The sequence below is a fragment of the Xanthomonas sp. D-36-1 genome (assembly GCF_017746155.1).
Lineage (GTDB): Bacteria > Pseudomonadota > Gammaproteobacteria > Xanthomonadales > Xanthomonadaceae > Xanthomonas > Xanthomonas cissicola.
On record NZ_JAGHWR010000112.1, the window covers coordinates 1 to 24,950 of the forward strand.

The 24,950-nt window shown below is 64.9% G+C and carries 17 protein-coding genes and 5 pseudogenes; 11 read left to right on the plus strand and 11 right to left on the minus strand.

The window, feature by feature from the left end:
* The first annotated feature begins 85 nt into the window (after positions 1-85).
* The 6 genes from J7367_RS21205 to glpK all read left to right on the plus strand — a co-directional run bounded on the left by J7367_RS21205 (position 86) and on the right by glpK (position 7,849).
* Positions 86-1,162: an aromatic ring-hydroxylating dioxygenase subunit alpha gene (locus J7367_RS21205; protein ID WP_057663630.1), complete on the plus strand. Its 1,077-nt coding sequence runs from the start codon at positions 86-88 to the stop codon at positions 1,160-1,162.
* Between the two features lie 100 nt (positions 1,163-1,262).
* Entirely contained in the window at positions 1,263-2,246 is a 984-nt protein-coding gene (locus J7367_RS21210) for a PDR/VanB family oxidoreductase (RefSeq protein ID WP_057663627.1), read from the plus strand.
* Between the two features lie 404 nt (positions 2,247-2,650).
* Positions 2,651-3,478, plus strand: a complete 828-nt coding sequence (locus J7367_RS21215) for a DeoR family transcriptional regulator (RefSeq protein WP_057663624.1) — start codon at positions 2,651-2,653, stop codon at positions 3,476-3,478.
* A 221-nt stretch (positions 3,479-3,699) separates the two neighbouring features.
* Positions 3,700-5,214, plus strand: a complete 1,515-nt coding sequence (gene glpD, locus J7367_RS21220) for a glycerol-3-phosphate dehydrogenase (protein ID WP_057663621.1) — start codon at positions 3,700-3,702, stop codon at positions 5,212-5,214.
* 174 nt (positions 5,215-5,388) lie between these two features.
* Complete coding sequence (locus J7367_RS21225) at positions 5,389-6,210, plus strand: MIP/aquaporin family protein (RefSeq protein ID WP_057663618.1); 822 nt, start codon at positions 5,389-5,391, stop codon at positions 6,208-6,210.
* 139 nt (positions 6,211-6,349) lie between these two features.
* Positions 6,350-7,849: a glycerol kinase GlpK gene (gene glpK, locus J7367_RS21230; RefSeq protein ID WP_057663634.1), complete on the plus strand. Its 1,500-nt coding sequence runs from the start codon at positions 6,350-6,352 to the stop codon at positions 7,847-7,849.
* Between the two features lie 115 nt (positions 7,850-7,964).
* Here glpK and J7367_RS21235 read toward each other — a convergent pair.
* Both J7367_RS21235 and pobA read right to left on the minus strand, forming a co-directional pair.
* Positions 7,965-8,477, minus strand: a pseudogene (locus J7367_RS21235) (nuclear transport factor 2 family protein).
* 445 nt (positions 8,478-8,922) lie between these two features.
* Complete coding sequence (gene pobA / locus J7367_RS21240; protein ID WP_057663615.1) at positions 8,923-10,107, minus strand: 4-hydroxybenzoate 3-monooxygenase; 1,185 nt, start codon at positions 10,105-10,107, stop codon at positions 8,923-8,925.
* A 96-nt stretch (positions 10,108-10,203) separates the two neighbouring features.
* Between pobA and J7367_RS21245 the strand changes: the two genes are divergently transcribed.
* Positions 10,204-11,088 (plus strand): helix-turn-helix domain-containing protein, encoded by an 885-nt coding sequence (locus J7367_RS21245; RefSeq protein WP_057663612.1) that lies wholly within the window; start codon positions 10,204-10,206, stop codon positions 11,086-11,088.
* Positions 11,089-11,630: 542 nt separating this feature from the next.
* Here J7367_RS21245 and J7367_RS21250 read toward each other — a convergent pair.
* The 6 genes and pseudogenes from J7367_RS21250 to J7367_RS21275 form a co-directional block, all read right to left on the minus strand.
* Positions 11,631-13,121 (minus strand): benzaldehyde dehydrogenase, encoded by a 1,491-nt coding sequence (locus J7367_RS21250; protein WP_057663609.1) that lies wholly within the window; start codon positions 13,119-13,121, stop codon positions 11,631-11,633.
* A gap of 30 nt (positions 13,122-13,151) precedes the next feature.
* Positions 13,152-13,918, minus strand: a pseudogene (locus J7367_RS21255) (coniferyl-alcohol dehydrogenase).
* Positions 13,919-13,951: 33 nt separating this feature from the next.
* Positions 13,952-14,944 (minus strand): transporter, encoded by a 993-nt coding sequence (locus J7367_RS21260; RefSeq protein ID WP_057663606.1) that lies wholly within the window; start codon positions 14,942-14,944, stop codon positions 13,952-13,954.
* Positions 14,945-15,111: 167 nt separating this feature from the next.
* A complete protein-coding gene (locus J7367_RS21265) occupies positions 15,112-15,594 on the minus strand; it encodes a MarR family transcriptional regulator (RefSeq protein WP_139792605.1) in 483 nt (160 codons plus the stop codon).
* Positions 15,595-16,074: 480 nt separating this feature from the next.
* Positions 16,075-17,333 (minus strand): annotated as a pseudogene (locus tag J7367_RS21270) (HD-GYP domain-containing protein).
* Between the two features lie 149 nt (positions 17,334-17,482).
* Positions 17,483-18,793, minus strand: coding sequence for an MFS transporter (locus J7367_RS21275; protein WP_057663631.1), 1,311 nt, complete (start codon positions 18,791-18,793; stop codon positions 17,483-17,485).
* Between the two features lie 236 nt (positions 18,794-19,029).
* Between J7367_RS21275 and J7367_RS21280 the strand changes: the two are divergent.
* Together J7367_RS21280 and J7367_RS21285 are read left to right on the plus strand one after the other, a co-directional pair.
* A pseudogene (locus J7367_RS21280) lies at positions 19,030-19,261 on the plus strand (hypothetical protein).
* A complete protein-coding gene (locus J7367_RS21285) occupies positions 19,258-19,803 on the plus strand; it encodes a gamma carbonic anhydrase family protein (protein WP_057663603.1) in 546 nt (181 codons plus the stop codon). Before J7367_RS21280 ends, J7367_RS21285 begins: the two are co-directional and overlap by 4 nt.
* Positions 19,804-19,860: 57 nt before the next feature.
* On the opposite strand, the gene J7367_RS21290 is transcribed toward J7367_RS21285, so the two are convergent.
* Together J7367_RS21290 and J7367_RS21295 are read right to left on the minus strand one after the other, a co-directional pair.
* On the minus strand, positions 19,861-20,082 hold the full coding sequence (locus J7367_RS21290) for a proteinase inhibitor (protein WP_343237332.1): 222 nt from the start codon (positions 20,080-20,082) through the stop codon (positions 19,861-19,863).
* A 93-nt stretch (positions 20,083-20,175) separates the two neighbouring features.
* Positions 20,176-21,429 (minus strand): cellulase family glycosylhydrolase, encoded by a 1,254-nt coding sequence (locus J7367_RS21295; RefSeq protein WP_057663598.1) that lies wholly within the window; start codon positions 21,427-21,429, stop codon positions 20,176-20,178.
* A gap of 384 nt (positions 21,430-21,813) precedes the next feature.
* Here J7367_RS21295 and ilvD point away from each other — a divergent pair, with 384 nt between their 5' ends.
* A complete protein-coding gene (gene ilvD / locus J7367_RS21300; protein ID WP_057663595.1) occupies positions 21,814-23,652 on the plus strand; it encodes a dihydroxy-acid dehydratase in 1,839 nt (612 codons plus the stop codon).
* Between the two features lie 301 nt (positions 23,653-23,953).
* Here the strand turns inward: ilvD and J7367_RS21305 are convergent.
* Positions 23,954-24,344, minus strand: a pseudogene (locus tag J7367_RS21305) (phage integrase N-terminal SAM-like domain-containing protein); the annotation flags it as partial.
* 178 nt (positions 24,345-24,522) lie between these two features.
* Between J7367_RS21305 and J7367_RS21310 the strand changes: the two are divergent.
* Positions 24,523-24,822, plus strand: a complete 300-nt coding sequence (locus tag J7367_RS21310; protein ID WP_057663591.1) for a hypothetical protein — start codon at positions 24,523-24,525, stop codon at positions 24,820-24,822.
* The last annotated feature ends 128 nt before the right edge of the window (positions 24,823-24,950 follow it).

Genomic DNA, 24,950 nt, shown 5'->3' on the forward strand with positions numbered 1-24,950 from the left:
CATTAATCAGACCATCCCTAACTAGCTGCAGGCCGGCGCAAGCCGCGTCGCATCCAGGTTGCCTACATACCCAGGAGTCACGGTCATGTCGCAGTCCAAGCCGCTGTTTCCCCTCAACGCGTGGTATGCCGTTGCCTGGGACCATGAGATCAAGCACGTGCTCAGCCCGCGCAAGCTCTGCAACCTGGACGTGGTGGTCTACCGCACCACCGCCGGCACAGTCGTTGCGCTCGAAGACGCGTGCTGGCATCGGCTGGTGCCGTTGTCGATGGGCAAGCTGCGCGGCGACGATGTGGTGTGCGGCTATCACGGGCTGGTCTACAACACGCAGGGGCGCTGCGTGCACATGCCCTCGCAGGACACCATCAATCCCTCGGCCTGCGTGCGCAGCTTCCCGGTGGCCGAAAAACACCGCTACGTCTGGATCTGGCCGGGCGACCCGGCCAAGGCCGATACGCGCCTGATCCCCGACCTGCACTGGTCGCACGATCCGGCGTGGGCCGGCGATGGCCGTACCATCCACGCCAAATGCGACTATCGGCTAGTGCTGGACAACCTGATGGACCTGACCCACGAGACCTTCGTGCACGGCTCCAGCATCGGCCAGGACGAAGTGGCCGAAGCGCCATTCGATGTGGTGCATGGCGATCGCAGCGTCATCGTGTCGCGCTGGATGCGCAATATCGACCCGCCGCCGTTCTGGGCCAGCCAGATCGCCCGCCACCTGGACTACCGCGGCAAGGTCGATCGCTGGCAGATCATCCGTTTCGAGGCGCCCTCCACCATCGCCATCGATGTGGGGGTGGCCATCGCCGGCACCGGTGCGCCCGAGGGCGATCGCAGCCAGGGCGTCAACGGCTACGTGCTCAACACCATCACTCCCGAAACCGACACCACCTGCCATTACTTCTGGGCGTTCATGCGCAACTATGCGCTGCACGACCAGTCGCTGACCACGCTCACCCGCGAGGGCGTGACAGGCGTCTTCGGCGAAGACGAAGCAGTGCTGGAAGCGCAGCAACGCGCCATCGATGCGCACCCGGATCACACCTTCTACAACCTCAACGTCGATGCCGGCGGCATGTGGGCGCGACGCGTGATCGACCGCCTGATCGCGCAGGAACAACGCGCGCAGGATCTGTCGTTGCGCATGGTGGGCTGAGCACGTCGCATGCGGACCGCCCTGTCATCGATCACAGCGACGCATTGCAGCCCCGTCGCAGCCGGCGCCGGCCCACAGACCTCATTGCCTGGAGCCCTTCATGCGTAAAGACACCCAGTGGCATCGCGCCCGCGTGGTCAGTATTGCCGACGCCTGCCCGGGCGTGCGCGAAATCGTGCTCGATCCCGGTACCGCCGCGCGCAGCTTCGAGGTGGGCAGCCACGTGGATTTCCGTTTGCAGTTGCATGGCCGCGACGATGTGCGCTCGTATTCGTTGGTGGGCGAACCGCGTGCCGATGGGTACTACCAGATTGCAGTACGACAAATGCCCGACAGCCGCGGCGGCTCGCTGCAGATGTGGACGCTTGCGCCGGGCGACGTGGTGGAGATGTCCCCGCCCAGCAACAATTTCGCGCTGGACGAAAGCGGCGAGGAAATCCTGCTGATCGCCGGCGGTATCGGCATCACCCCGATCATCGGCATGGCGCAGCGGCTGGCGCGCCGGCATCGCGCGTTTCGTCTGCTGTACGCCGGCCGCTCGCGCAGCGCAATGGCGTATGTCGGCACGCTGGAAGCACTGCTGGGCGAACGTTTGCAGTTGCAATGCGACGACAGCGCCGGCCCGCCGGATCTGGCTGCCGAACTGGCGCGCCTGTCGCCCAATGCCGAGGTGTATGTGTGCGGCCCGCTGGGCATGCTCGAAGCGGTGCGCCAGCACTGGCACGCCGCCGGACGGCCACGTGCGCGCCTGCACTTCGAAACCTTCGGCAATAGCGGGCGGGTGCCGGCGCAGGCGTTCGTGGTGAAGTTGCCGGAGCTGGGCCTGGAAGTGCCGGTGGCTGAAAACGAATCGATGCTGGACGCATTGGCCGATGCCGGGGTGGAGCTGATCGCCGAGTGCCGCCGTGGCGAATGCGGTTTGTGTGCAGTGGACGTGCTGGACAGTTCCGCCGATATCGATCACCGCGACGTGTTCTTCAGCGACGAGCAGCGCCGGGAGAATCGCAAGCTGTGTGCCTGCGTGTCGCGTGCGGTAGGCGGCAGCATCAGCATCGACACCGGCTATCGCAGCGCGCTGGGCTGAATCCGGCCGTCCAGCCGTTTGGCGGCCAGCCACTCCTGCGTGTTCACATCTCGCCGGGGTGCAGCGGCAGGCGCACATCGCTGCGCGTATCGTCTGGCGGCTGCGGTTGATACTGGGCTTCAGCAAGGAACGCGTTTGCGGCGCCCGCGTTGCATCGGCCAACCCACTGCCGTGTCCACGCATGCTGGCAACTTCTCGTTGGCGCTTCAGCAGCACACATCGAGGGCGATGATTCTTACCGAGCCCTGGCCGAGCCTGCTGGGCAATCGGATGCGTCCAGGAACGCGAAGCCTGGGCGCAGCGCATCCGGCAATCGTCAAGCGTGCACCGCTTCAGGCCGATGTTCGCCCGCAAGCCCATATCGCGCGCTGCGTGCACGCGGCCGTGTTTGCATCCTCACGCGTATGCGCGATCATCTGCGCATGGAGTCGACTCACTACAGGACTGTCCCGGCGCCGGCATTGAACCCGCGCCAGGAGCAATTGGTGGCGCTGGTGCGGCAGCAGGGCTTTGCCGAGGTCGAAGGTTTGGCCACGCGCTTCGAGGTGACGCCGCAGACCATCCGGCGCGATCTGACCCTGCTCTGCGATGCCGGCGTGCTGCGCCGCTATCACGGCGGCGTCAGCATGCCCTCCAGCGTGGAGAATCTGGCCTACACCGCACGCAAGGCGCTGCAGGCCCGCGAAAAACAGCACATCGCCGCACGTGTTGCGCGCTTCATTCCCGACGATGCCTCGCTGTTCATCAACCTGGGGACCACCAACGAAGAAGTCGCACGCGCGTTGCTGCAGCACCGCGGACTCCGGGTGATCACCAACAATCTCAACGTAGCGGTGATGCTCAGCGCCAACCCCAGCTTCGAGGTGATCGTGGCCGGCGGTGTGGTGCGCGGGCGCGACCAAGGCGTGAACGGCGAGGCGACGGTGGAGCTGATCCGCCAGTTCAAAGCGGATTTCGGGGTGATCGGCATTTCCGGCATCGATCTGGACGGCACCCTGCTGGATTTCGATTACCAGGAAGTGCGGGTGGCGCAGGCCATCATCGAGCACTCGCGGCACGTGCTGCTGGCCGCCGACCACAGCAAATTCGGCCGCAACGCCATGGTGCGGCTGGGCGCACTTGCACAGGTGCACGACTGGTTCACCGACCGGCCGCCGCCGCAGGAGCTGGCGAGTGTGCTGGCCGAGGCCGGCACCCGGGTGCACCTGGCGGACGCGAACGCAACCGACTGAGGCGGATGTTCGTTTTTGATCGTTTTTATGCGATGGCCGCCAAGAACCACCGAGTTCGCCAATAAGCCGCATTTAATCTCCGTTTCCACAGCCGATTTGCGTGCCTGTCCCTGGTCGCGTTGGCGCCAACCGTCTTCACGCCGCCGCAAGGTTCGATGTTCGAATATGTTCGAACATGACAATTTGGGTTCGCTCGTCAGCGCACCCGGACGGAGGCACCGATGGGCGAGATGTACGATCTTCTGGTAATCGGCGGCGGCATCAACGGGGTCGGCATTGCCCGTGACGCGGCCGGGCGCGGTTTGTCGGTGTGCCTGTGCGAGCAGGACGACCTGGCCGCGCACACCAGCAGCGCCAGTACCAAGCTCATTCACGGCGGCCTGCGCTATCTTGAGCAGTACGAATTCGCGCTGGTCGGCAAGGCACTGGCCGAGCGCGAAGTGTTGCTGCGGCTGGCCCCGCACATCATCTGGCCGTTGCGCTTCCTGCTGCCCCATCAACCGCACCTGCGTCCGGCCTGGATGATTCGCGCCGGACTGTTCCTGTACGACCATCTGGGCGGCAGCAAGCGCAGCCTGCCGCGCTCGCGCCGGCTATCGCTGCGGACGCACCCGGTCGGTGCGCCGCTGCAGGAGTCGCTGCGCACCGGCTTCGTGTATTCGGACGCCTGGGTACAGGACGCGCGGCTGGTGGTGCTCAACGCGATGGACGCCGCCAGGCGCGGTGCCAAGATCCACACCCGCACGCGTTGCGTCGGTGCCTGGCGCGATGCGGGCTTCTGGTATGCCGAGCTCGAAGACCGCCAGGGCCGCCGCCGCACGGTGCAGGCGCGCGCGCTCGCCAATGCGGCCGGCCCCTGGGCAGTGTCGTTCCTGGACACCGTGGCCGCGGTGCCGCACGAACACGCACTGCGGCTGGTCAAGGGTAGCCATATCGTGGTGCCCAAGCTGTTCGATCACGACCATGCATACATCTTCCAGCAACCGGACCGGCGCATCGTGTTCGCCATCCCCTACGAGCACGACTTCACCTTGATCGGCACCACCGACGTGGACTACGAGGCCGACCCCGCCGCGCCGAAGATCGATGCGGCCGAAGTGCAGTATCTGTGCGATGCGGTGAACCTGTATTTCCAGCAGCAGATCTCCCCCGCCGATGTGGTGTGGAACTACAGCGGCGTGCGCCCGTTGCTGGACGACGCCGAAGACAACGCAGCCGAAGTGACCCGCGATTACCAGCTGGAAGTGGTCACCGAGGGTGCGCCGTTGCTCAACGTGTTCGGCGGCAAGCTCACCACTTATCGCAAGCTGGCCGAAGAGGCGGTGGACCGGCTGACCCACGCGCTGGGCGCACGCAAGCCGGCGTGGACCGCGCGTGGCGAAGCATTACCGGGCGGCGAGCAGCGCGATATCGCCAGCTTGCTGGAACGCGTCGGCCGCGCGCGCCCGTGGCTACCGGCAGCGACCGCGCAGCGGCTGGTGCGCAACTACGGCACCTGCGCCGAACAACTGCTCGGCGATGCGCAAAGCCTGGCCGATCTGGGCACGCACTTCGGCGCGGACCTGTATCAGGCCGAGGTGGATTACCTGCGTGAACACGAATGGGCGGTGGCTGCCGACGATATTCTGTGGCGGCGCAGCAAGCTCGGCCTGCGGATCGATGCGGCCGCGCGGCAGCGCCTGGAAGACTATCTGCAGACGCAACCGATCCGGCAACGCGACGTCGTTTCTGCTTGAACACACCGCGTTGTCGGCGAGGACGGGTCGTCCGGCAACGTATTACGGCGCTTCAGCCAGCATCACCCAAGTCACGTGGAGGGCACCCCAGATGAGCATCACCGACCACCGCTGCGCGCAAGCAAGCGTGCTGCACGCTGTTATCTGCATCACTGATCTTGCGGGCATGCGCGCATGAGCCGGCAACTCGTGGGTGAGTTGATCTCCGAAGCGGTCGCCATGTTCATCATCATCGCGCTCGGCGATTCGGTGGCGGCGATGTACATCCTGTACGACCCCAGCCCCTATCAAAACGCCTATTGGGGCGTGTGTATCGCCTGGGGCCTGGCGGTGACGCTGGCGATCTACGTGACCGGCTCGGTGTCCGGCACGCACGCCAATCCGGCGGTCACGCTGGCACTGGCGCTGTTCCGCGGCTTTTCCTGGAAGAAGGTGGTGCCCTACTGGGTCGCTCAGGTCGTCGGCGCATTCCTGGGCGCGGCCATCGTCTATCAGTTGTACGGGCCGGTGATCGATCACTTCAACCAAGTGCAGCAGCTCACCCGCGAAGCCGGCGGCGCGGCCGGGGTGTTCTTCACCGCACCGGGTTTGGCGGTCACGCCGATGCACGCGTTGGTCGACCAGATCATCATCACCGCGTTCCTGATCTTCGGCATCTTCGCCATCACCGAGCAGTTCAACGAGGCCGCACCGACTGCCAACTCCGGCGCGTTGATGATCGGCTTGCTGGTCGCCACGCTAGGCGCGTCGATGGGCTATCTGGAAGCCTGGGCGATGAATCCGGCGCGCGACTTCGGCCCGCGCCTGTTTGCGTATTTCGCCGGCTGGGGCGAGGCCGCGTTGCCGGCCAAGGACAACTATTGGTGGATCCCGATCGTTGGCCCGTTGATCGGTGGGCCGATCGGCGCGCTGGCCTATCAGTGGTTGATCCTGCCATTCCTGCCGGCGCGGGTGCGCCATCTGCAGGGTGGCGGCAAACCACACGATCCGCTGTGATGGTGCTGAGCGAAGTCAACGATCACCCTGGCCACGCGTGACGTTATCTGTGGCCAAACCCTGACGGCCACGCGTCGTCATCGCCTGCACCGACCTTTCTCGCCGTGCGCCAATGCCGGCATTGTTCGAGGAATCTTCGATGGAAAAGCAGTACGTCCTTGCGATCGATCAAGGCACCACCAGCTCACGCGCGATGTTGTTCGACCGCCAGGGCAAGGTGGCCGGCGTGGCGCAGCGCGAATTCGGCCAGATCTTTCCGCAGCCGGGTTGGGTGGAACACAACCCGCGCGAGATCATGACCAGCGTCTATACCACCATCACCGAGCTGCTCAACAACGCGCAGATCGATGCGCGCGCGATCGCCGGGATCGGCATCACCAACCAGCGCGAGACCGCGGTGGTGTGGGACAAGGCCACCGGCCAGCCGATCTACAACGCCATCGTGTGGCAGTCGCGACAGACCAAGGACATCTGCGCCCAGCTCAAGGAAGCCGGGCATGAGCAGATGGTGCGCGACAAGACCGGTTTGCTGATCGACGCGTATTTTTCCGGGACCAAGGTCAAGTGGATCCTCGACCACGTCGAAGGCGCGCGCGAACGCGCGCAAAACGGCGAGCTGGCATTCGGCACCATCGACAGCTGGCTGATCTGGAATCTCACCGGCGGCAAGGTGCACGTCACCGACTACACCAATGCTTCGCGCACCATGATGTTCAACATCCACACCCTGGAATGGGATGCCGAACTGCTGGCCATGCTGGACGTGCCGGCGCAGATGCTGCCGGAAGTACGCTCCTCCAGCGAGGTCTATGGCATGACCCAGACCCAGTATTTCTATGGCGAGCAGGTGCCCATCGCCGGCATTGCCGGGGACCAGCAGGCCGCGTTGTTCGGCCAGGCCTGTTTCGAACCTGGCATGGCGAAAAACACCTACGGCACCGGCTGTTTCATGCTGATGAACACCGGCGACAAGGCGGTGGCTTCCAAGGCCGGTTTGTTGACCACGATTGCCTGGGGCATCGACGGCAAGGTCGAATACGCCTTGGAAGGGGCCATCTTCGTCGCCGGCTCGGTGGTGCAGTGGCTGCGCGATGGCCTGCGCATGCTGGGCAAGGCCAGCGATTCGCAAGCCTACGCCGAGCGTGCCGGCGACAACGACGGCGTGTACATCGTGCCGGCCTTCGTCGGCCTGGGCGCGCCGTACTGGCGCAGCGACATCCGCGGCGCGGTGTTCGGGCTGACGCGTGGCACCACCAAGGAACACTTCGTGCGCGCAGCCGTCGAATCGATGGCCTACCAGACCCGCGACGTGCTCACCGCGATGCAGAGCGATTCCGGCATCGAACTGAAAGAACTGCGTGCCGATGGCGGCGCCATCGCCAACGACTTCATGGCGCAGTTCCAGAGCGACATCCTCAATGTGCCTGTACTCCGCCCGGAAGTCGCGGAAACCACGGCGCTCGGTGCGGCCTATCTGGCAGGTCTTGCAACCGGGTTCTGGGGCAGCCGCGAGGAAATCGCCAAGCAATGGGCGGTGGATCGCCGCTTCGAATCGGCCATGGCCGACGACAAGCGCGAGGCCTTGTACGCCGGCTGGCAGCAGGCAGTGGAAGCGACGATGGGGTTCCGCATCAGCTGACACGGGTGTCGCCAACACGACAGCGCCCACCATGAGGTGGGCGCTGTGACGAGCGAATCCTCTGCGTCGAGGACACACGCAGGGCTAGGCAACGCAGCCTGGTGTGCAGCAGTGGTTACTGGCCGCCGGTGCTGGCACGGCCAGCGATGGTATCCGAGTCCCAATGTTCCTTGATCAGACCGTTCTCGATCCGGAACATGTCGAACCACGTGGTGGTGTACGTGGTGCCGGGCTTGTTGGGGTTGGGCAAGGTGCGCACCGACACCAGGGTGACCAGATCGCCATCGGCGGTGATGGCGACCAAGGGCAATTGCACCCGCGGCTGCACCGGCGTCGGCTTCACGAACGCGGTCAGGAAGGCGATAAACGCATCGCGTCCATTGGCCACGTTCGGATTGTGCTGGATGTAGTTCTTGTCCATGTACATCGGCGCGTACTACACCTGGCCAGCTTCGAACACGGTGCGCCAGAAATCGTAGACTAGCCGCTTGTTGGCAGTTTCATACCAGGTGCTGCCGAGCAGCATCTTCTGATGATTCGGATTGGCCGTCACCGCAGTCTGCGCGAACGCGGCCATTGGCGCGACCAACATGACCAGCAACAAGGTACGGGAGAGCAACTTCTTCATGGAGTACTCCTGGGTGGAGAGTGGCATTGCGCTCATCGGAGATGCCAGCAACGTGTCCGTTGAGCGGGGGGAAGACGCGTGCGTGTGCACAGCTGCATGAACGCGTCATCGCCACCCTACCGGTGCCGTTGATTGGCCCGCTAGACGCCTGGAAATGCACCTGGGCACTTGCGCAGCAGTTGGTGAGAAAAACATCACCGGCATGGTGGCCACCCGCGTGCTGTGCCCCCGCGTGCTGGATGGACCGGATGTTGCGATTGAGCGGGCGTCGGCTGACACGGAGCATGTGCGCTGACGGGTGTCATGCAAGCCGGTTTGTGGAAGCCTGTTGTGCGCACGCATCGCATTTCTGGAGCCAAGGCGGCGTTGAATCCGTACTGCCACCGTGCGCGATGATGGAGATTCGTCAGGCGGTATCTGGCGTTAAGCAATCACCGACGCCCGATCAATCGGCCAGCGCGGTCAACGGGAGACCTGCATAATTTTCCGCCAGCGTTGCGCGTCCCGCCTCGCTACCGAGCAGATAGTCCAGCTCCGCTGCGTGCAGCCGCGCCGTGAATGGGTCTTCGTCATCGAAGCGATGCAGCAGCGTGGTCATCCACCACGAGAAACGTTCGGCCTTCCACACCCGCTGCAAGGCCAATGTCGAATACTGTTCCAGCACACTGGCATCGCCGCTTGTCTTCCACCGCTCGAACAGCTGCGCCAACACGCCCACATCGCCAAGCGCCAGGTTCAGCCCCTTGGCGCCGGTAGGCGGCACGATATGCGCAGCATCGCCGGCCAGGAACAGGCGACCGTACTGCATGGGTTCGGCAACGAAGCTGCGCAGCGGTGCGATGCTCTTCTCGATCGATGCGCCGGTGACCAATTGCGCCGCCAACGCGGACGGCAGCCGTGCACGCAATTCGTCCCAGAACGCCTGATCGCTCCAGGCCTCCACCTGCGCGCTGGCCGGTACCTGGATGTAATAGCGCGTACGGGTGGGCGAGCGCATCGAACATAGTGCAAACCCACGCCGATGGCGTGCGTAGATCAGTTCGTCGTGCACGGGTGGGGTATCGGCCAGCACCCTAAGCCAGCCGAACGGGTACACGCGCTCGAACAGACGCAGCCGCTCGGTGGGGATGCTGGCTCGGCTGACGCCGTGATAACCATCGCAGCCGACGATGTAGTCGCAGGCGAGATGCTTGCGCTGGCCGTCCTGCTTGAACTCCACGGCAGGCGTGGTGCCTTCCACACCGCACAGGGTCACGTCCTGCGCGTTGTAGTACGTCGGTGCCCCGCTGCGCTGGCGCGCATGCATCAGATCGGCGGTGACCTCGGTCTGCCCGTAGACCGTCACGCCACGTCCGCAGCCGCGCAGCAGATCGATGCGCTCGCGCTGACCGTCCAGGGACAATTCGAAGCCGTGATGCAGCAGGCCCTCGCGCTGCAAGCGCTCGCCGACGCCGGCCCGCTGCAGCAGTTCCACACTGCCTTGCTCCAATACCCCGGCGCGGATGCGCGCCAGCACATGCTGGGGCGTTTGCCGCTCGATGATGACGCAGTCGATGCCAGCCAGCCGCAACAGTTCGCCCAGCAACAGGCCGGATGGGCCGGCGCCGATGATCGCAACCTGCGTTCGCATGCATTGCTCCTGGCCTGGATGACGATGCGTGCAGTGTCGGTAGCCAAAGCGCTGCATTGAAGGGATGATTGCGTGCAGTGCTTGGACTTTTCGACGATGGCCACATCCGTGCCCGACCCCGCCGCCGTCCCCGCTTTCGGCTTGTACGGCGAGCAACACGCCGATGCCGCGGAATTGCTGCATTGGGAATCGATTGCCGCACGCAGCCGGCTGCACGACTGGCAGATCGTGCCGCACCGACACGAGGATTTGGCGCAACTGGTCTATGTGCAACGCGGGCCGGCCACGCTGCAGCTGGACGGGCGCACCCAACGCCTGCGCGGTGCCAGCGTGGTGTGGCTTCCGCCGCTTTGCGTGCATGGTTTTGGCTTCGACTCGGCAGTGCGTGGGCACGTCATCACTATGTGCATGCCGCTGGTCAGGGCTGCGCTGAACGCTGCGCCATTCCTGCAACAGGTCATGGCCGCGCCAGCCGTTGTGCACGCGCAGCCTGCACGCCAATGGCTGGATGTATTGTTTGGCAGCATTGCGCAGGACCACGCACGCCGTTCGATCGGCTATGACATCGCAGCGCAGGCCGCCGCGGCGCAGCTGGTCATCTGGATGGCGCGTACGGCACTGGAACGCGCCCGGCATGCCGCAGCAATCAGCCCGCAGGCCGACCCGGCGCTGCGCCATCTGCGCGCCTATCAAGGCTTGATCGACCAGCACTACCGCGCCCACTGGCCGATTTCGCGATATGCCGATCAACTTGGGTTGACGCCCGGTCACCTCAACGCGCTGTGCCAGCGCCTGGCTGGCGCCTCTGCACTGCAGTTGCTCCAGCGCAGGATCATGCTGGAAGCACGCCGCAGCTTGCGTTACACCAGCCTGAGCGTGCAACAGATTGCCGCCAGCCTTGGATTTTTCGACGCTGCCTATTTCAGCCGCTACTTCGCACGGCACGCCGGTTGCTCGCCGACGCGCTTTCGCGCCGGTTAGCAGAAGCGACCAACCGAACGACGTCACTCAATCGCTGTGCGCGTTGTAGAGAGAAGCATTTGCAGACTTGCTGCAGGCCCTTGCCTGCCAATCGTCGCAGGACACGCTGCAAGTACGTCCATGCAAGCGCCGTGGCGGCGTCCATGCCAGCAATGGTTCTGCGACGGTGAGCGGCTACGGACCAGTCGAGTGGTCCGGTCTGTCAGTGCAATCGACAGGCGACGCCCGCTCGCAGTGCAGCGGCGCCTGCGTATCAGGAGCATCCCGCATCAAACTGCCGACAAACGTCCTGGTGCGGTGGCCTTGCCGATGGCGGGACCGTTGGCGGCATGGATGCCGCCATCGAGGCTCAATGGATGGATGCACGGCGTGCTCCGCGAGCGGTGAGGCACCGCACGCTCGACTCACCAAGCTTCCGGCTGCGTCTGAGAAAAGCCATGCCAGGCCTACACAAGTGACCAAGGCGAATAGGTTCAGCACAGACCGTCGTCCTGCAGCGATGGAGAGGCAGAACCAGCCACTCCATCACCAAGCCATTGCGATCAGAACGGATACTGCGGCACGTCGCTCTTGATCGTCAGCCACTGCCAGTGCGTGTATTGCTCCCAATCGGCCGGGCCGCCCACACTGGTGCCGTTGCCTGATGCACCGGTGCCGCCGAATGGATTGACGACCTCGTCAGCCACCGTCTGGTCGTTGATATGCAGCAGGCCGGTGTGCAACTTCTCACCCAGGGCCAGCGCGCGCGCGACCGACGCCGACAAGATGCCTGCCGCAAGCCCGTACTCGCCCTGGTTGGCCAGCTCGGCCGCTTCGTCGTCGATGTCGAACACGGTGATGTTGATCACTGGCCCGAACACTTCTTCGTCGAACGCGCGCATGCCCGGGCGCACGTTGGACAACACCGTGGGCGCGTAGAACAGGCCTTCGTGGGTGGCGCCCGCTTCCACGACCGCGCCGGCTGCCACGCTATCGCCGACGATGTCGACGACGCGCTGCAGCTGGCGTTGGTCGATGATCGGGCCCAACGCCACGGTGCCGCTGACCGGGTCGCCCACCGGCAAATGGCGCGCTTTGTCGGCCAACCGTTGGGTCAGTGCCTGCGCCACACTGCGGTGCACCAGCACACGCCCGGTCGCCATGCAGATCTGGCCCTGGTGCATATACGCACCGAATGCGACCGCCGAGGCAGCCTTGTCCAGATCCGCGTCGTCGAGCACGATCACTGCGTTGTTGCCCCCCAGTTCCAGCGAGACTTTCTTCAGGTGGCGTCCGGCAATTTCGCCGATGCGGCGGCCGGCGGCCGTGGAACCGGTGAACGCAATCATGGGAACATCCGGCGATTCCACCAGCGCCTGGCCAATCGGCGCATCGCCATGCAACACGTGCAGCAAGCCCTTCGGCAGGCCGGCGTCTTCGAGCACCTGCGCGATGATCACACCGCCGGTGTAGGGCGTGCGCGGGTCGGGTTTGAGAATCACCGCATTGCCCATCGCCAGCGCCGGCGCCACCGAGCGCAGCGACAGAATCAACGGGAAATTGAACGGCGAAATCACCCCGATCACGCCCAACGGCAGGCGGCGTGCAAGGCTGAGTTGGCCGGATGCCGTCGGCAACATCTGGCCGCTGGCCTGTAGCGGCATGGCAGCGGCCTGCTGGTAGAACACCACCGATTCGTCCACCTCGCGTTGGGCCTTGGGCAGGATGCCGCCGGTTTCGCGCGCAATCAGCAAGGTGGCTTCGGCGCTGCGTGCCTGCATTGCCTGCATTGCCTGCGCAGCACGATGAAACACGGCCGCGCGTTCGCGCGGCGGTGTTGCGGCCCAGGCACGCTGCGCTTGCTTGGCCTGTGCGATGGCAGCGGCGACATCGGCCAGGTCGGCCTTGCCGACTTCATGCAGCAAGGCGCCGGTTGCCGGCTCGTGGATGGGCAAGCTGCCACCGCGACCGGGCACCCAGTCGCCATTGAAGATGCAGCCATGCCACGCGGGCGTGTCGGTCGCAGCGGCGGTTGCGCTGGAAAGAGCATTCATGGTCTAGCCTCCTGCTAAAGCGTGTAGGGATTACAGCGTGGTGGAAGCCAGCCCGCCATCGATCGGCAGGGTGATGCCGTTGATCCAGCGGGCAGCGTCGGATGCGAGAAACACGATGCCCTCGGCCACTTCATCGGCATACGCCGGGCGGGTCATGCGCTTGGCGTCTGCCTTGACCCGTTCCTCGCCGAGCATGGCGGCAAAATCGCCCAGGATCGGGGTAAACACCGGACCTGGAGACACGTTGTTCACGCGCACGCCGTGGTCGGCGAACCAGGGCCGCGATTGCAGCAAAGTCCACACGATCAACGCCTCCTTGAAGTATTGGTAGCAGGTGTCGTGCGCTACCGGATGCGCCGCCAGCCACGCGCTGCCGCTGTCGAAGCTGTCAGTTGCCGCCAGCTGCTTGTGCAGCTCCAGACGCTGCGGCCATTCGGCGCCCAGGATCGAGGCGACATTGATGATGGAACCGCCAGAAACGATGCGTGGCAGCAGCCCTGGGTCAGGTGGCGCAAGCCCAGATAGTTCACCCGCGCCACCACATCCAGCGGCGCGGTTCCCGGCACGCCGGCAATGTTTGCCAGGGCATCGATGTGATCCGGCAAGGCCTTCACCAAGGCATCGATGGATACCGGGTCGCCGAGATCGGCCTGATGAAAGCCGTGCAGTGTCATCTGCACGGGCATGCGATCGACGCCGATCACCTTGGCGCCGTGAAACCGCGCCAGCCGTGCAACCTCCGCGCCAATGCCCGACGCCACGCCGGTCACCACGATCGTCTTGTTCTGCAAATTCATTGCCATCCTCCGAAGGAGCCAGCCGTGCCGGCGCTAGAACACATGGACATACTCGAAATTGACGTTGTTGCCGGACGCGGCATTCCTGACTTCCACCGGTAGATAGACGTTGGCGAACACGATGTTTTTTGCATCAAAAGCCCACACGCCACCCGGCCCTGCATAGAACGCGCGTTGACGGCTATCCGGCACACGCTGGTCGTTGGTGCGGTTGTCGCGGAACTGGGTCAGGTAGTACGCATTGATGCCCAGCCGCAGCTTCGGTGCCACTTCCCAGGACGTGGCGAAATTGATCCATCCCGCGTCGCCTGCCTGACCATTGCGGAAGTCGAAGCCTGGCGGCAAGTTCGGACGGCGCTCGCTGCGAAAGTTGTAGATGTAGTTGATGCGTGCACTGACTTCCCAACGGGGCGTGGGAAGCACCGTGAATGCGTAGCTTGGAATAAGCGACCAGTAACCGGAGCTCTGGTTGAGATCGCGATGGCCGTCGTACTTGCCGATCGGTGCCACGGCGTCCAATTCGAACCGCTGCGAGAACACCGGTCGCCCGTTGCGTATCACCGGCGGCATTTGCAGATACGGTCCGAACGTCACATCACCCACGCCGGCGCCATTGTCGCGCAGCGTGGCAATGCTGTTGCGGCCGAAGGAGGCGTCCAGATTGACCAGCGGCACCAGCGCAGTGATGCCGAGCGACCCGCCGAACAATCGATAGGGCGTGACGTAAGCGAACTGGGTCAGCAACACGGTGGAATCGATCCGCGGATTGTCGAACACCGGGATATCGTTGCCACGGGCGTCCTTGATGGCATCCAGCGCGTTGTGCCGCAGGTAGGCGACGACCGCCAGGCCGGGCGTGGTGCTGGTGAAGCCATCCAGAAAACTGGTGCCCCCGGTATTGATGCCATTGGTCAGCGCCGCGCTCTGTGGCGCACTTTGCGCAGGCGCCGCGCCCGCTGCCAGGACTGCCGCCAGGCCGAGCACCGCGCGCAGCCGCCAGCCTGCTGCCACACCCGCGCCACGCATCACCGATGATCGAATCACTGCAGAGATCTCCCGCGTTGGAAAGGAACAGCGGTGCGTGCCACATCACATACGTCAGGCAAGCGCGCGCCCCGCGCTACGCACAGCACGTGCAGTGGAAACGTTCGTTGAGAATCGCTGCCGGGCGGCGGACCGCCGGCGGATACGGGTTACGGCGTGTCCAGACGGTCCAGACGGTCCAGGGCGCGCAACAACGGTGCTTCGCTGGAACCGAGTACGGCACTGAGTTGCTGTTCCATGCGCAGTACTTCGGCCTCGGCGGCGGCCAGGAGCGCGGCACCGGCCGCGGTCAGCGAAAGGTGCTGCATGCGCCGGTCCTGCCGACCACGCACCTGCCGCAGCAAGCGACGCTTGACCAGCCTGGCCACCACGATCGCCAGATTCGGCGGCGACACGTGCAGCACATCGCCGATCTGGCGCTGGTTGATGCCCGGGTTGCCATCCACCAGCATCAGCAGCGAGAAGTCGACCGGCTTGAGGTCGAACGCGGCCACGCACTCCTGGAACATCCGCCGCACCATCAACTCGGTGCGGGTGATGCGATACCCCAGCAACCGCAGCAGCCGCGCCTGATCCACCGTGGTAACGGCATCGGGCAAGGGCGGTGACGGGCATGGCGGTTCTCGCGACAGAGGCAGCGGGCGGACCGGGACGCGCGATGCGCCCCATCCGCAACGCCGATCCACGGCGTGCAGCGCATTGTAGACGCCACCGGGCCTGCCGATGTGGACAGGCACGCTGCCGGTGCACGCGCGGTGGGTGTGTCAGCCACACCACCCTGCCACCCACCCAGCTTGCAACGGCTGGCCAGCGCTGCGGCTGATAGGGGGCGGCGGTGATCTGGGCAGGGCTGAGACATGGTTCCGGTCGGCAAGTGATTGCGTTCCAGAATAGTTATTGATCATAACTACATTGCCAAGCTGCAGCGCAGCATGGTCGCGTTCGCTAGCAGGAGTGACTGCGGGCTTGGCGGCCGTGGGCGCAGCCAGGACCGCAAGCGCATCGCATGGGCGCGAGATGCTTCTGTCCGGAGGGTGTCACGGTGGTCGGCGCGCATGACGCAACGCGCGCATTGCAGCGAAGGCCACCGGCTCAACGCCTGTGCGGCCCGCTTAGGGCAGCCAGAGCTTTTCCAGATCGCGGAAGCCCCATTCGGCAGGACTTTCCATCTGCGCAATGCGGTCATGGCAGTCCGGACGCGACAGGTCGATGTCCTGCACCAGCACGTGGCTGCGCAGCCTGGCCGAATAGAACACGCGCACCTTGGGCTTGAGCAGCGAATCGGGCGTCTGTTCGATCACCACCGCAAGTTTTTGCGACTCCAGCCGCACCAGCGAGCCGACCGGATAAATACCCAGCCGGCGCACGAAGGCCTGGAACACCACCGGATCGAAATGGCCCTTCCAGGACGCCATTTGCTTGAGCGATTCGGCCGGATCCCAACCGCGTTTGTAAGGCCGGTCAGAGCTGATGGCATCGTAGACATCGCAGACCGCGCCCATCCGCGACATCAATGAAATATTCTCGCCCACCAATTGATTCGGGTAGCCGCTGCCATCCATCTTTTCGTGGTGATGCAACGCGATTTCCAGCACCACCGCGTTCTGCACGCCGCCGGCCACCAGCAGCCGATGGCCATCCAGCGGATGCTTGCGCATGACCTCCATCTCTTCGTTGGTGAGCCGGCGGGCTTGTTGAGAATTTCCAACGGTGTCACCGCCTTGCCCATGTCGTGCAACAGGCCGCCCATCGCCGCTTCCACCACCTGCGATTCGGGCAGGCCGAGCTGGCGCGCCAAACCGCTCATCAGCCCGGCCACGGCCATCGAATGCAGATAGGTGTAGTCGTCGGCGGTCTTGAGCCGCGCCACGCTGATCAAGGCCTGCGGATGCCGCAACACCGAGTCGTTGATGGCTTCCACCAGCGGCATGGCCGCTTCTGTGTCGACGGTGCGCCCCAGCCGCACATCGCGGAACATCGCCTCGACCATGTCGCGGCCGTCTTCGAAGATGCGCCGTGCGCGCACCACCTCCGCTTCGATGCCGACCTGGGCGGTCACGCTGTTGGTGCGCACGCTACGGGACGTGGCAGCAGGCTCCGGCGGTTCGCGCGCTGCGGGCGCCGGGGCAGGCGCCGGGCTCGGCGGCACGCCCGGTCCGGCGGACGCGCCAGAGGTCGTGGGCGCCTCCACATCCAGCCCGCGCGCGGTGTCGATTACCAGCTGCTCGATGCGGCTGTCATGGATCTTCTCCACATCCTCGGAATCGACCAGAAACGATGTCTTCCAGAACGGATGGTGCACCCACGCGCCCAGCAGCTTGTAGACATACATGCCGGGGCGGAGTTGATCTGAGTCGATGGTTCTGAGCATGCCGGCGCTGGTCTGCACAATGTCCAGGGAAAGCCCGCCACGACTTGGCGGTCTGCGGTGTTATCGGCACACCGCACGATTTCTTTGGCGCGTGACCGGGTCGACGAAAGGCCTGGATGTGACGCCGGACGCGGCTGTGGGCGGGCCGCTCAGCGGTTCGGCAGCCGCATCCCCAGCACGGCGGCGACGGCCAACAGCAACGGCACGCTGCAGGCCAGATACAACATGGCCGGCGACCACCCGGCATCCAGCAATATCCCGGCACAGAACGGCGACAAGATCGCACCGAAGCGCCCCACCCCGATCGCCCAGCCCAGCGCAGTGGAGCGCACCGCAGCGTTGAAGACGACCGGAACAATGGCGTACATGCCGCCCACCGCAGCGAACATCGCTGCCCCGGTGAGCAAGGCGACGGCGAGCGCCCAGCTCAACTGCGTACTGCACAGGCCGGAGGCCAGCATCGCCAGGCCCATCAGCAACAGGGACCCGATCGTCAGGCGCGACAGCCGCACGCACGATGCCAGCCCACTGAACAGCAAGCCGCCGCCGATGCCTCCAAGATTCAACAGCACCCCGCCCGTGACGCCCTCCGTGGCCGACGAGCCGGCGCTCACCAGCAGCTTCGGCGTCCAGCTGATCACGAAGTAGAACGCAAACATCAGCGCGAAGAAGCCAAGCGCGATCAGCAGCGTGTGCCGCCGCATGGCAACGTCAAACAGGGCCGAATAGCCTTGTGCCTGCGTGGCAGACTGCGGCGGTAACGGCGGCAATGCGTCGTGCGGCGGCAGCCCCATCCGCGCCAGCACGGCGTTGAAGCGCGCGACCGCATCGGGTGGCCGGCGCATGATCAGGAACTCCAGCGACTCGGGCAGGAATGCAAGCACCAACGGCGCACACAGCAACGATGCCGCCGCCCCGAGGACGAATACCGCGGGCCACGACCATTGCTGCATCAACAGTTCGGCAATCATGCCACCCAGCGTGGCACCGACCGGGTAGCCGGTCACCTGCAGCACGATGGCAGTGTTGCGCCAACGGGGGCTGGAAAACTCCCCTGCCGTGACCGCAACGCAGGCCAACATACCGCCGATCCCCAGACCGGTCAGGAGCCGCAGCGCCCCGAGCTGCCATGCAGTGCTGGCCAGTGCGGACATGCCCATGCCGATGGTCAGGATCGCCAGACATGCCAGCGTCAGTGCGCGACGGCCGATGCGGTCTGCCAACGGCGCCAACCCCAGTGCGCCAAGCGCCATGCCGATCAGGCCCGCGCTGAACAGCATGCCCAGCAGCTTGCCCGACAGCTGCCAGTCCGCCGACACGTGCGGTGCGGTGAACGCCATCGCCATCACATCGAAGCCGTCGAGCATCGTCAGCAACACGCACACCGCCACGGCCCTCCACTGAAACGGTGTCATGCGCTCCAGCACGAAGTGCCCAAACGATGCAGTGTGCTGACGCATTGACATGCCCTGTAGTGCGAGAAGGGTTGGCCCGAAGGCGCTGCAGTCGCCGTTGAACGGCGCAGTGTGCAAGGCCGGCTGCGCGGCAGCGATGCGTGCAATCACCGATGCGCAGTGGGTCGCGACCGCCTGCACACGCTAGCCGATTGCACAGCCGGTTCAAGACGAATGACCGCAGCGCTGTGCGCTTATCGGAAATGCGCCAACGCGCTTGGCCAGCGCTGCGATGGCTTCGGATGCATCGCGTGATGTGCCGTCCGCGGCTTTTGGAACCTCTGCCGGCACGACACAATCCATTGGACGTCGACCCACCCGGCCACGTCTGCCAACGACCTCGCACACATTGCATCCGCGTGTTCGTTGCTTCAGCGCACTGCCCTGCCGCTGCCGCACCGGCAACCGCAGCGCAGGTATCATCCGCAGCGTGTCCGCAGTAGGCGGCACGCTGACCCGACGGAGATGCCGTGACCCCGATTCGCTCCTTCCTGGACCACACCCCGCAGCTGGGTGCCCGCGTTTACGTCGATCCTGCCTGCACCATCATCGGCAAGGTGAGCCTGGGCGATGACGTCTCGGTCTGGCCGGGTACCGTGATTCGCGGGGACGTCAATCATGTGCAGATCGGCGCGCGCACCAACGTGCAGGACGGCACCATCATTCACGTCAGCCACCACAGCGCGTTCAACAAGGCCGGCTACCCCACCGTGATCGGCGAGGACGTCACCGTCGGCCACGGCACCATCCTGCATGCCTGCACCATCGAAGACCTGTGCCTGATCGGCATGGGCGCCTGCGTGCTCGATGGCGCCACCGTCAGGCGCTATGGCTTCGTCGGTGCCGGTGCGGTGGTCGGCCCGGGCAAGGTGGTCGGCGAAGCCGAGTTGTGGCTGGGCAATCCTGCACGTTTGGCGCGCACGCTCAGCGACAAGGAAATCGAAAGCCTGCATTACTCCGCGCAACATTACGTGCGGCTCAAGGACCAATACCTGGGCGCCTCGCCCGCCAGCTGAGCCGCAGCGCCAGCAACGTGCCTGGCGCGGGTGCGACGGTAGCGAGGGTGCGCGCGGCTACGGCTGCGTGGCGTGCTCCAGTGCCGTCAACGTGGTCAGCGCCTGGGCGCGCGATGCACCGCACATGTCCTGGGACGGACGCAGGCTGGTGCAGACCGCTGGCCGCGTCGGCAGGCCGAACAGGCGGCAGCGGCCCTGCCCGTCCAGTTGCACGCATGGCACTCCCGCCGGCTTGCCATGCGGCATGCCGGGAATGGCCGAACTGATGGATGGGGCGATACAGCAGGCCGCGCAGCCAGCGCGGCAGGGGATGTCCATGTGCATGCCGCAGTGTAAACCGCCGCCACCTCCCGGCAGCGGCGGCGATGCCGGCTAGCGGGGCGGAATGTAGCTGGACAGGCGTACGTCGAAGAATGCCTGTACGGCGGCGAGATTGGCCTTGGCCTGGATGTCCGCACCCACGTCGCGGCTCATGCCAAGCACGTCGTCGTCCGGCCACCCGGGGCCAAAGCACCATTGCGTGCTGGGAATGTTGTAGGCCTGCAGATGCGCCAGCATGCGCGTGGTGGCGATCTCCGCGCTGCGATTGCCGGCCGGATAGCCGTGCTCGCCGAGATAACCGCGCTTGCCGGCCTGCTGCAGCGCTTCGATAAACGGGCTGACCATGTTGATGCCGGTATCCGGCTGGATCACCTCGTTGCGCCCACCGGGGCCAATCCAGTTGCCGCCCCCGCTGCCGTTGTTGTCGAGATAGTTGTGCGCCTCGTACACGATGCGATCGTACGGGTCCGGGATGTCGAACAGGTCCATCGAATCGTCCTGCCACCGCCGGGCGCTGGCATACCCGTTGCCGCACACGAAGACGAAATGGTTTCGATCGCGGTCGATGATGGTCTTGGTGCAGGCGGTGGCGGTCTTCTGCCAATGTGCGGCCATCGACAGCACCGTGCCATCCGCGTTGCGCTCGGCACCCTGGTACGGCTCGTTCATGACGCCCCAGCCGAATACCGCCGGATGCTGCTTGAACCGGTTGACGATACGCGCCCACAGATCCGGCAGGCCGGCGTCGTTGTAGAGCGTGCACCCCGGCGTGCCGATCACCCGGTATTCGTAGAGCTTGAGCAGCTGGTCGCGACTATCCAGATAGCCCACGTAATTGAAGTTGCGCAGCGGATAGGTGTCGGCCCACAGCTCGGCCGCCGCCAGATCGCCGACGCGGTTGCCGCGCGCAGCGATGTTGTCCAGCGCGTCCTGCACCTGCTTGCAGTAGCTCTCGTTCAACGGTGCGCCCTGCCCACGCGTGAAGCGCGCGGCGGTAGTCGGCAGACGGAAGAGCGGGCAGCTTCCTGCCGCGGCCACATGCTGAGCAGTGATGGCGCGGTAATGCGTGCCGATCTCGGCGTTTTCCACATAACTATTGGAGGCCAGACCGGACAGGTTGAGGCCAGCGAACGGCAGGCTGGCGCTTTGCGCGGCTGCGCGGCCTGCCCAGCCGGTGGTGGCCACGACCGCGGCGCCGGCCGCGCCTTGCAGCACGCGACGGCGGGTGATGCCGCCGGCGACCGGTGGCGTAGTGGAGTGGGGCGGTGCCGCTGGTGCACGGCGTGGAGATGAACGGTCGGACATAGGGGCGCCTCCTGCGGTGCCGTTGGAAAGATCCTCGTCGGCGCAGCTCCCCCTCGGCCGCACCGACCCCTTTCGATAGTGGCCGCGCCCCAGCGCCCGGATCTGCGCGCCGGTTCGCACTCCTGCCACTGCATGCCCGGGCGCATACGTTTACATCGCATTACATGACAGGCCAACGGCGCTGCGCAGGTGCAGGCCCGTGAGCCGATGGCGCCTGAGCGGCAACTGCGCGGCATGCCGGCAGCGTCCGGCGCTGCACTGCAAGTGCACGCCGGCGTGCGTGCTAACGTGCGGACCCTGCGCGCGTCGTGACGGTTGCAGCAGCAACAGTCACGACGCGCTCTAATTGCCAGCCACCGCTCGCCAATCAGCCGTCGAATCGCCATGCCCGAGTACCGTTCCAAAACCTCCACCCACGGCCGCAACATGGCCGGCGCCCGCGCCCTGTGGCGTGCCACCGGCATGCGCGATGGCGACTTCCACAAGCCCATCATCGCCATCGCCAACTCGTTCACGCAGTTCGTGCCCGGGCATGTGCACCTGAAGGATCTTGGTCAGCTGGTCGCGCGCGAGATCGAACGCGTCGGCGGCGTGGCCAAGGAGTTCGACACCATCGCCGTGGACGACGGCATCGCGATGGGCCACGACGGCATGCTGTATTCGCTACCCAGCCGCGAGATCATCGCCGACTCGGTCGAATACATGGTCAACGCGCATTGCGCCGACGCGCTGGTGTGCATCTCCAATTGCGACAAGATCACCCCCGGCATGTTGATGGCCGCGCTGCGGCTCAACATCCCCACCGTGTTCGTCTCCGGCGGCCCGATGGAAGCTGGCAAGACCAAGCTGGCCGAGCACAAGCTCGACCTGATCGATGCGATGGTGATTGCCGCCGACGACAGTGCCTCCGATGAAAAGGTAGCCGAGTTCGAGCGCAGCGCCTGCCCCACCTGCGGCTCGTGCTCGGGCATGTTCACCGCCAATTCGATGAACTGCCTGACCGAAGCGCTGGGCCTGTCGTTGCCCGGCAACGGCACGGTTGTCGCCACGCACGCCGATCGCGAGCAGCTGTTCCTGCGCGCCGGACGCGTGGCGGTGGAACTGTGCCATCGCTGGTATGGCGGCGAAGATCCCACCGCCCTGCCGCGCGGCATCGCCACCTTCGAAGCCTTCGAAAATGCGATGACCCTGGACATCGCCATGGGTGGCTCGACCAATACCATCCTGCACCTGCTTGCCGCCGCGCAGGAAGGCGAGGTTGCCTTCGGCATGCGGGATATCGACCGCCTGTCCAAGCGCGTGCCGCAGCTGTGCAAGGTTGCGCCGAACACGCCCAAGTACCACATCGAAGACGTGCATCGCGCCGGCGGCATCATGGCCATTCTCGGCGAGCTCGCACGCGGCGGCCTGCTGCATACCAATGCCGCCGCCGTGCATGCCCGCACATTGGCCGATGCCATCGCGCAATGGGATGTCACCCAGACCGACGATGAAAACGTACACACGTTCTACAAAGCCGGCCCGGCCGGGATTCCCACGCAGATCGCCTTCAGCCAGGCCACACGCTGGGACAGCCTGGATACCGACCGCAGCGACGGCTGCATCCGCGATGTCGCACACGCGTTCTCGCAGGAAGGCGGCCTGGCCGTGCTGTACGGCAATATCGCCCGCGACGGCTGCGTAGTGAAAACTGCAGGCGTGGATGAATCCATCCACGTGTTCGAAGGCAATGCCCGCGTGTTCGAGAGCCAGGATGCGGCAGTCAAGGGCATCCTCGCCGATGAGGTGGTTGCAGGGGATGTGGTGGTCATCCGGTACGAAGGCCCCAAGGGCGGCCCCGGCATGCAGGAAATGCTCTACCCCACCAGCTATCTCAAATCCAAGGGCCTGGGCAAACAATGCGCCCTGCTCACCGATGGCCGCTTCTCTGGCGGCACCTCGGGATTATCGATCGGCCACGCATCGCCGGAAGCCGCCGCAGGCGGCGCGATCGGCCTGGTGCGCGAGGGCGACAGGATCCTCATCGACATTCCCAATCGTTCGATCAATCTGCTGATTTCGGACGAGGAACTTGCGCTGCGTCGCGCCGAGCAGGACGCCAAGGGCTGGAAGCCGGTGGAAGTGCGCCCACGCAAGGTCACTACTGCATTGAAGGCGTACGCGCTGCTGGCGACCAGTGCGGACAAGGGAGCGGTGCGGGATAAGGCGCTGTTGGACGGCTGAGGCCAGTGAGCGCGGCGTGGCGAGCTGGCTTCGGATGGCCAGCGCAATGCAAGGCAGCCGGTGACACATGCTGATTCAACGCAGTCATCGCAACTTGCTTGCAGTCAGCCGCTAGGTCGCTGCAAACCAGTGCGGCGATTGGCAGTCGTCATCGCGTGCTCTGGTTATTCAGAGCACGCGATGTCGATAAGGTGGTGGCAAGCGTTCTATTACTGCATCGCTCGCCCCGCATGTTCCGCGCCACCATCCAGACGGCTGAGCCCGCCCAGCGGACTACGTACCGCAGATGCTCCGCGTCCCAGCCGTCGCGCACCACAATTTCGCCGCGGTCCACGTCCATCTCCTTGGTCCGCAAGCGCAGGCATTCCAGCAACCGCATCCCCTGCCATACAGCAGCCCCGCCACCAGCCGACAAGTCCCCTCCAGCATCGTCAGCAAGCGCGCGACCTCCTGCGTGCCGGCAGACACCTGGCCCCGCGTCGCCAATTCGGTGAGAAACGCCTCGCCCTCTACGTGCCCCATCTGTCCTGGATGCCGTTGGCCATTTGCCAGAATGAAGCGCCGAATCCAGCTCACATACGCCTGCTCGGTCCGCAGACAGTAATGATGAAGTCGCAGCCGACCACGGACCTGATCCAACAGCTTGGGGTCAGGGACGTCATTACGCCTGCATCGCCACGGGTGTAACTCATTCGCCTGCTCAAACGTCGGATAACGCAACCAGCAACAATGCCGAGAACGCCGGTTGCTATTGGGCGAGCCACTGTTACGAAATAGGAATTTTCCCTTCCCAGATATCCGACCTTAGTCGATACTTCGCGCAGCACCGCTTAGGCGGTCCAATAGTAGTTAGGCCGTTGTGGAAAGAACATGTTTACTTACGCAGACGGATCGCCAATCAAGGCCGGAGACTCCGTCCTCTTGGAGAACGGCCAGACACCCGGCACCGTTGAGTTGGTAGTCCTTATGCCGTCGGAGATGCAGGCAATCGGCGTCGAGGAGCCTGGCGTCATGTTGTTGTCGCCGCCGTTCGGTCGTATCTACCTGCCAGAATGGTCCTTGCGACGCGAGCCGTTGGAGTTTGTGTCTCACGGCCCGTCGGCCTTACAGCTCATTCAAGCCGACGCCGCTTCAAAGCTCGGCTTAATTCAGGCGTTAGGGAAGGTCTGAACAACGAGACCTGACAGGGCGGAAGGTGGCGTCGTTCCGAAGAGTGGCTTTTGGAACTTCGGAATTTCGCCATTTCTGGCGCTTTCCGCGGGAATTTCCCGGTTCACAGACGCACGCTCCCCATCGCC

What these genes read in the sequence shown, in the direction of transcription:
- J7367_RS21205 (WP_057663630.1), top strand. Translation starts at nt 86, where the DNA reads ATGTCGCAGTCCAAGCCGCTGTTTCCCCTCAACGCGTGGTATGCCGTT.
- J7367_RS21210 (WP_057663627.1), top strand. Translation starts at nt 1,263, where the DNA reads ATGCGTAAAGACACCCAGTGGCATCGCGCCCGCGTGGTCAGTATTGCC.
- J7367_RS21215 (WP_057663624.1), top strand. Translation starts at nt 2,651, where the DNA reads ATGCGCGATCATCTGCGCATGGAGTCGACTCACTACAGGACTGTCCCG.
- glpD (WP_057663621.1), top strand. Translation starts at nt 3,700, where the DNA reads ATGGGCGAGATGTACGATCTTCTGGTAATCGGCGGCGGCATCAACGGG.
- J7367_RS21225 (WP_057663618.1), top strand. Translation starts at nt 5,389, where the DNA reads ATGAGCCGGCAACTCGTGGGTGAGTTGATCTCCGAAGCGGTCGCCATG.
- glpK (WP_057663634.1), top strand. Translation starts at nt 6,350, where the DNA reads ATGGAAAAGCAGTACGTCCTTGCGATCGATCAAGGCACCACCAGCTCA.
- pobA (WP_057663615.1), bottom strand. Translation starts at nt 10,107, where the DNA reads ATGCGAACGCAGGTTGCGATCATCGGCGCCGGCCCATCCGGCCTGTTG.
- J7367_RS21245 (WP_057663612.1), top strand. Translation starts at nt 10,204, where the DNA reads ATGGCCACATCCGTGCCCGACCCCGCCGCCGTCCCCGCTTTCGGCTTG.
- J7367_RS21250 (WP_057663609.1), bottom strand. Translation starts at nt 13,121, where the DNA reads ATGAATGCTCTTTCCAGCGCAACCGCCGCTGCGACCGACACGCCCGCG.
- J7367_RS21260 (WP_057663606.1), bottom strand. Translation starts at nt 14,944, where the DNA reads ATGCGTGGCGCGGGTGTGGCAGCAGGCTGGCGGCTGCGCGCGGTGCTC.
- J7367_RS21275 (WP_057663631.1), bottom strand. Translation starts at nt 18,793, where the DNA reads ATGCGTCAGCACACTGCATCGTTTGGGCACTTCGTGCTGGAGCGCATG.
- J7367_RS21295 (WP_057663598.1), bottom strand. Translation starts at nt 21,429, where the DNA reads ATGTCCGACCGTTCATCTCCACGCCGTGCACCAGCGGCACCGCCCCAC.
- ilvD (WP_057663595.1), top strand. Translation starts at nt 21,814, where the DNA reads ATGCCCGAGTACCGTTCCAAAACCTCCACCCACGGCCGCAACATGGCC.
- J7367_RS21310 (WP_057663591.1), top strand. Translation starts at nt 24,523, where the DNA reads ATGTTTACTTACGCAGACGGATCGCCAATCAAGGCCGGAGACTCCGTC.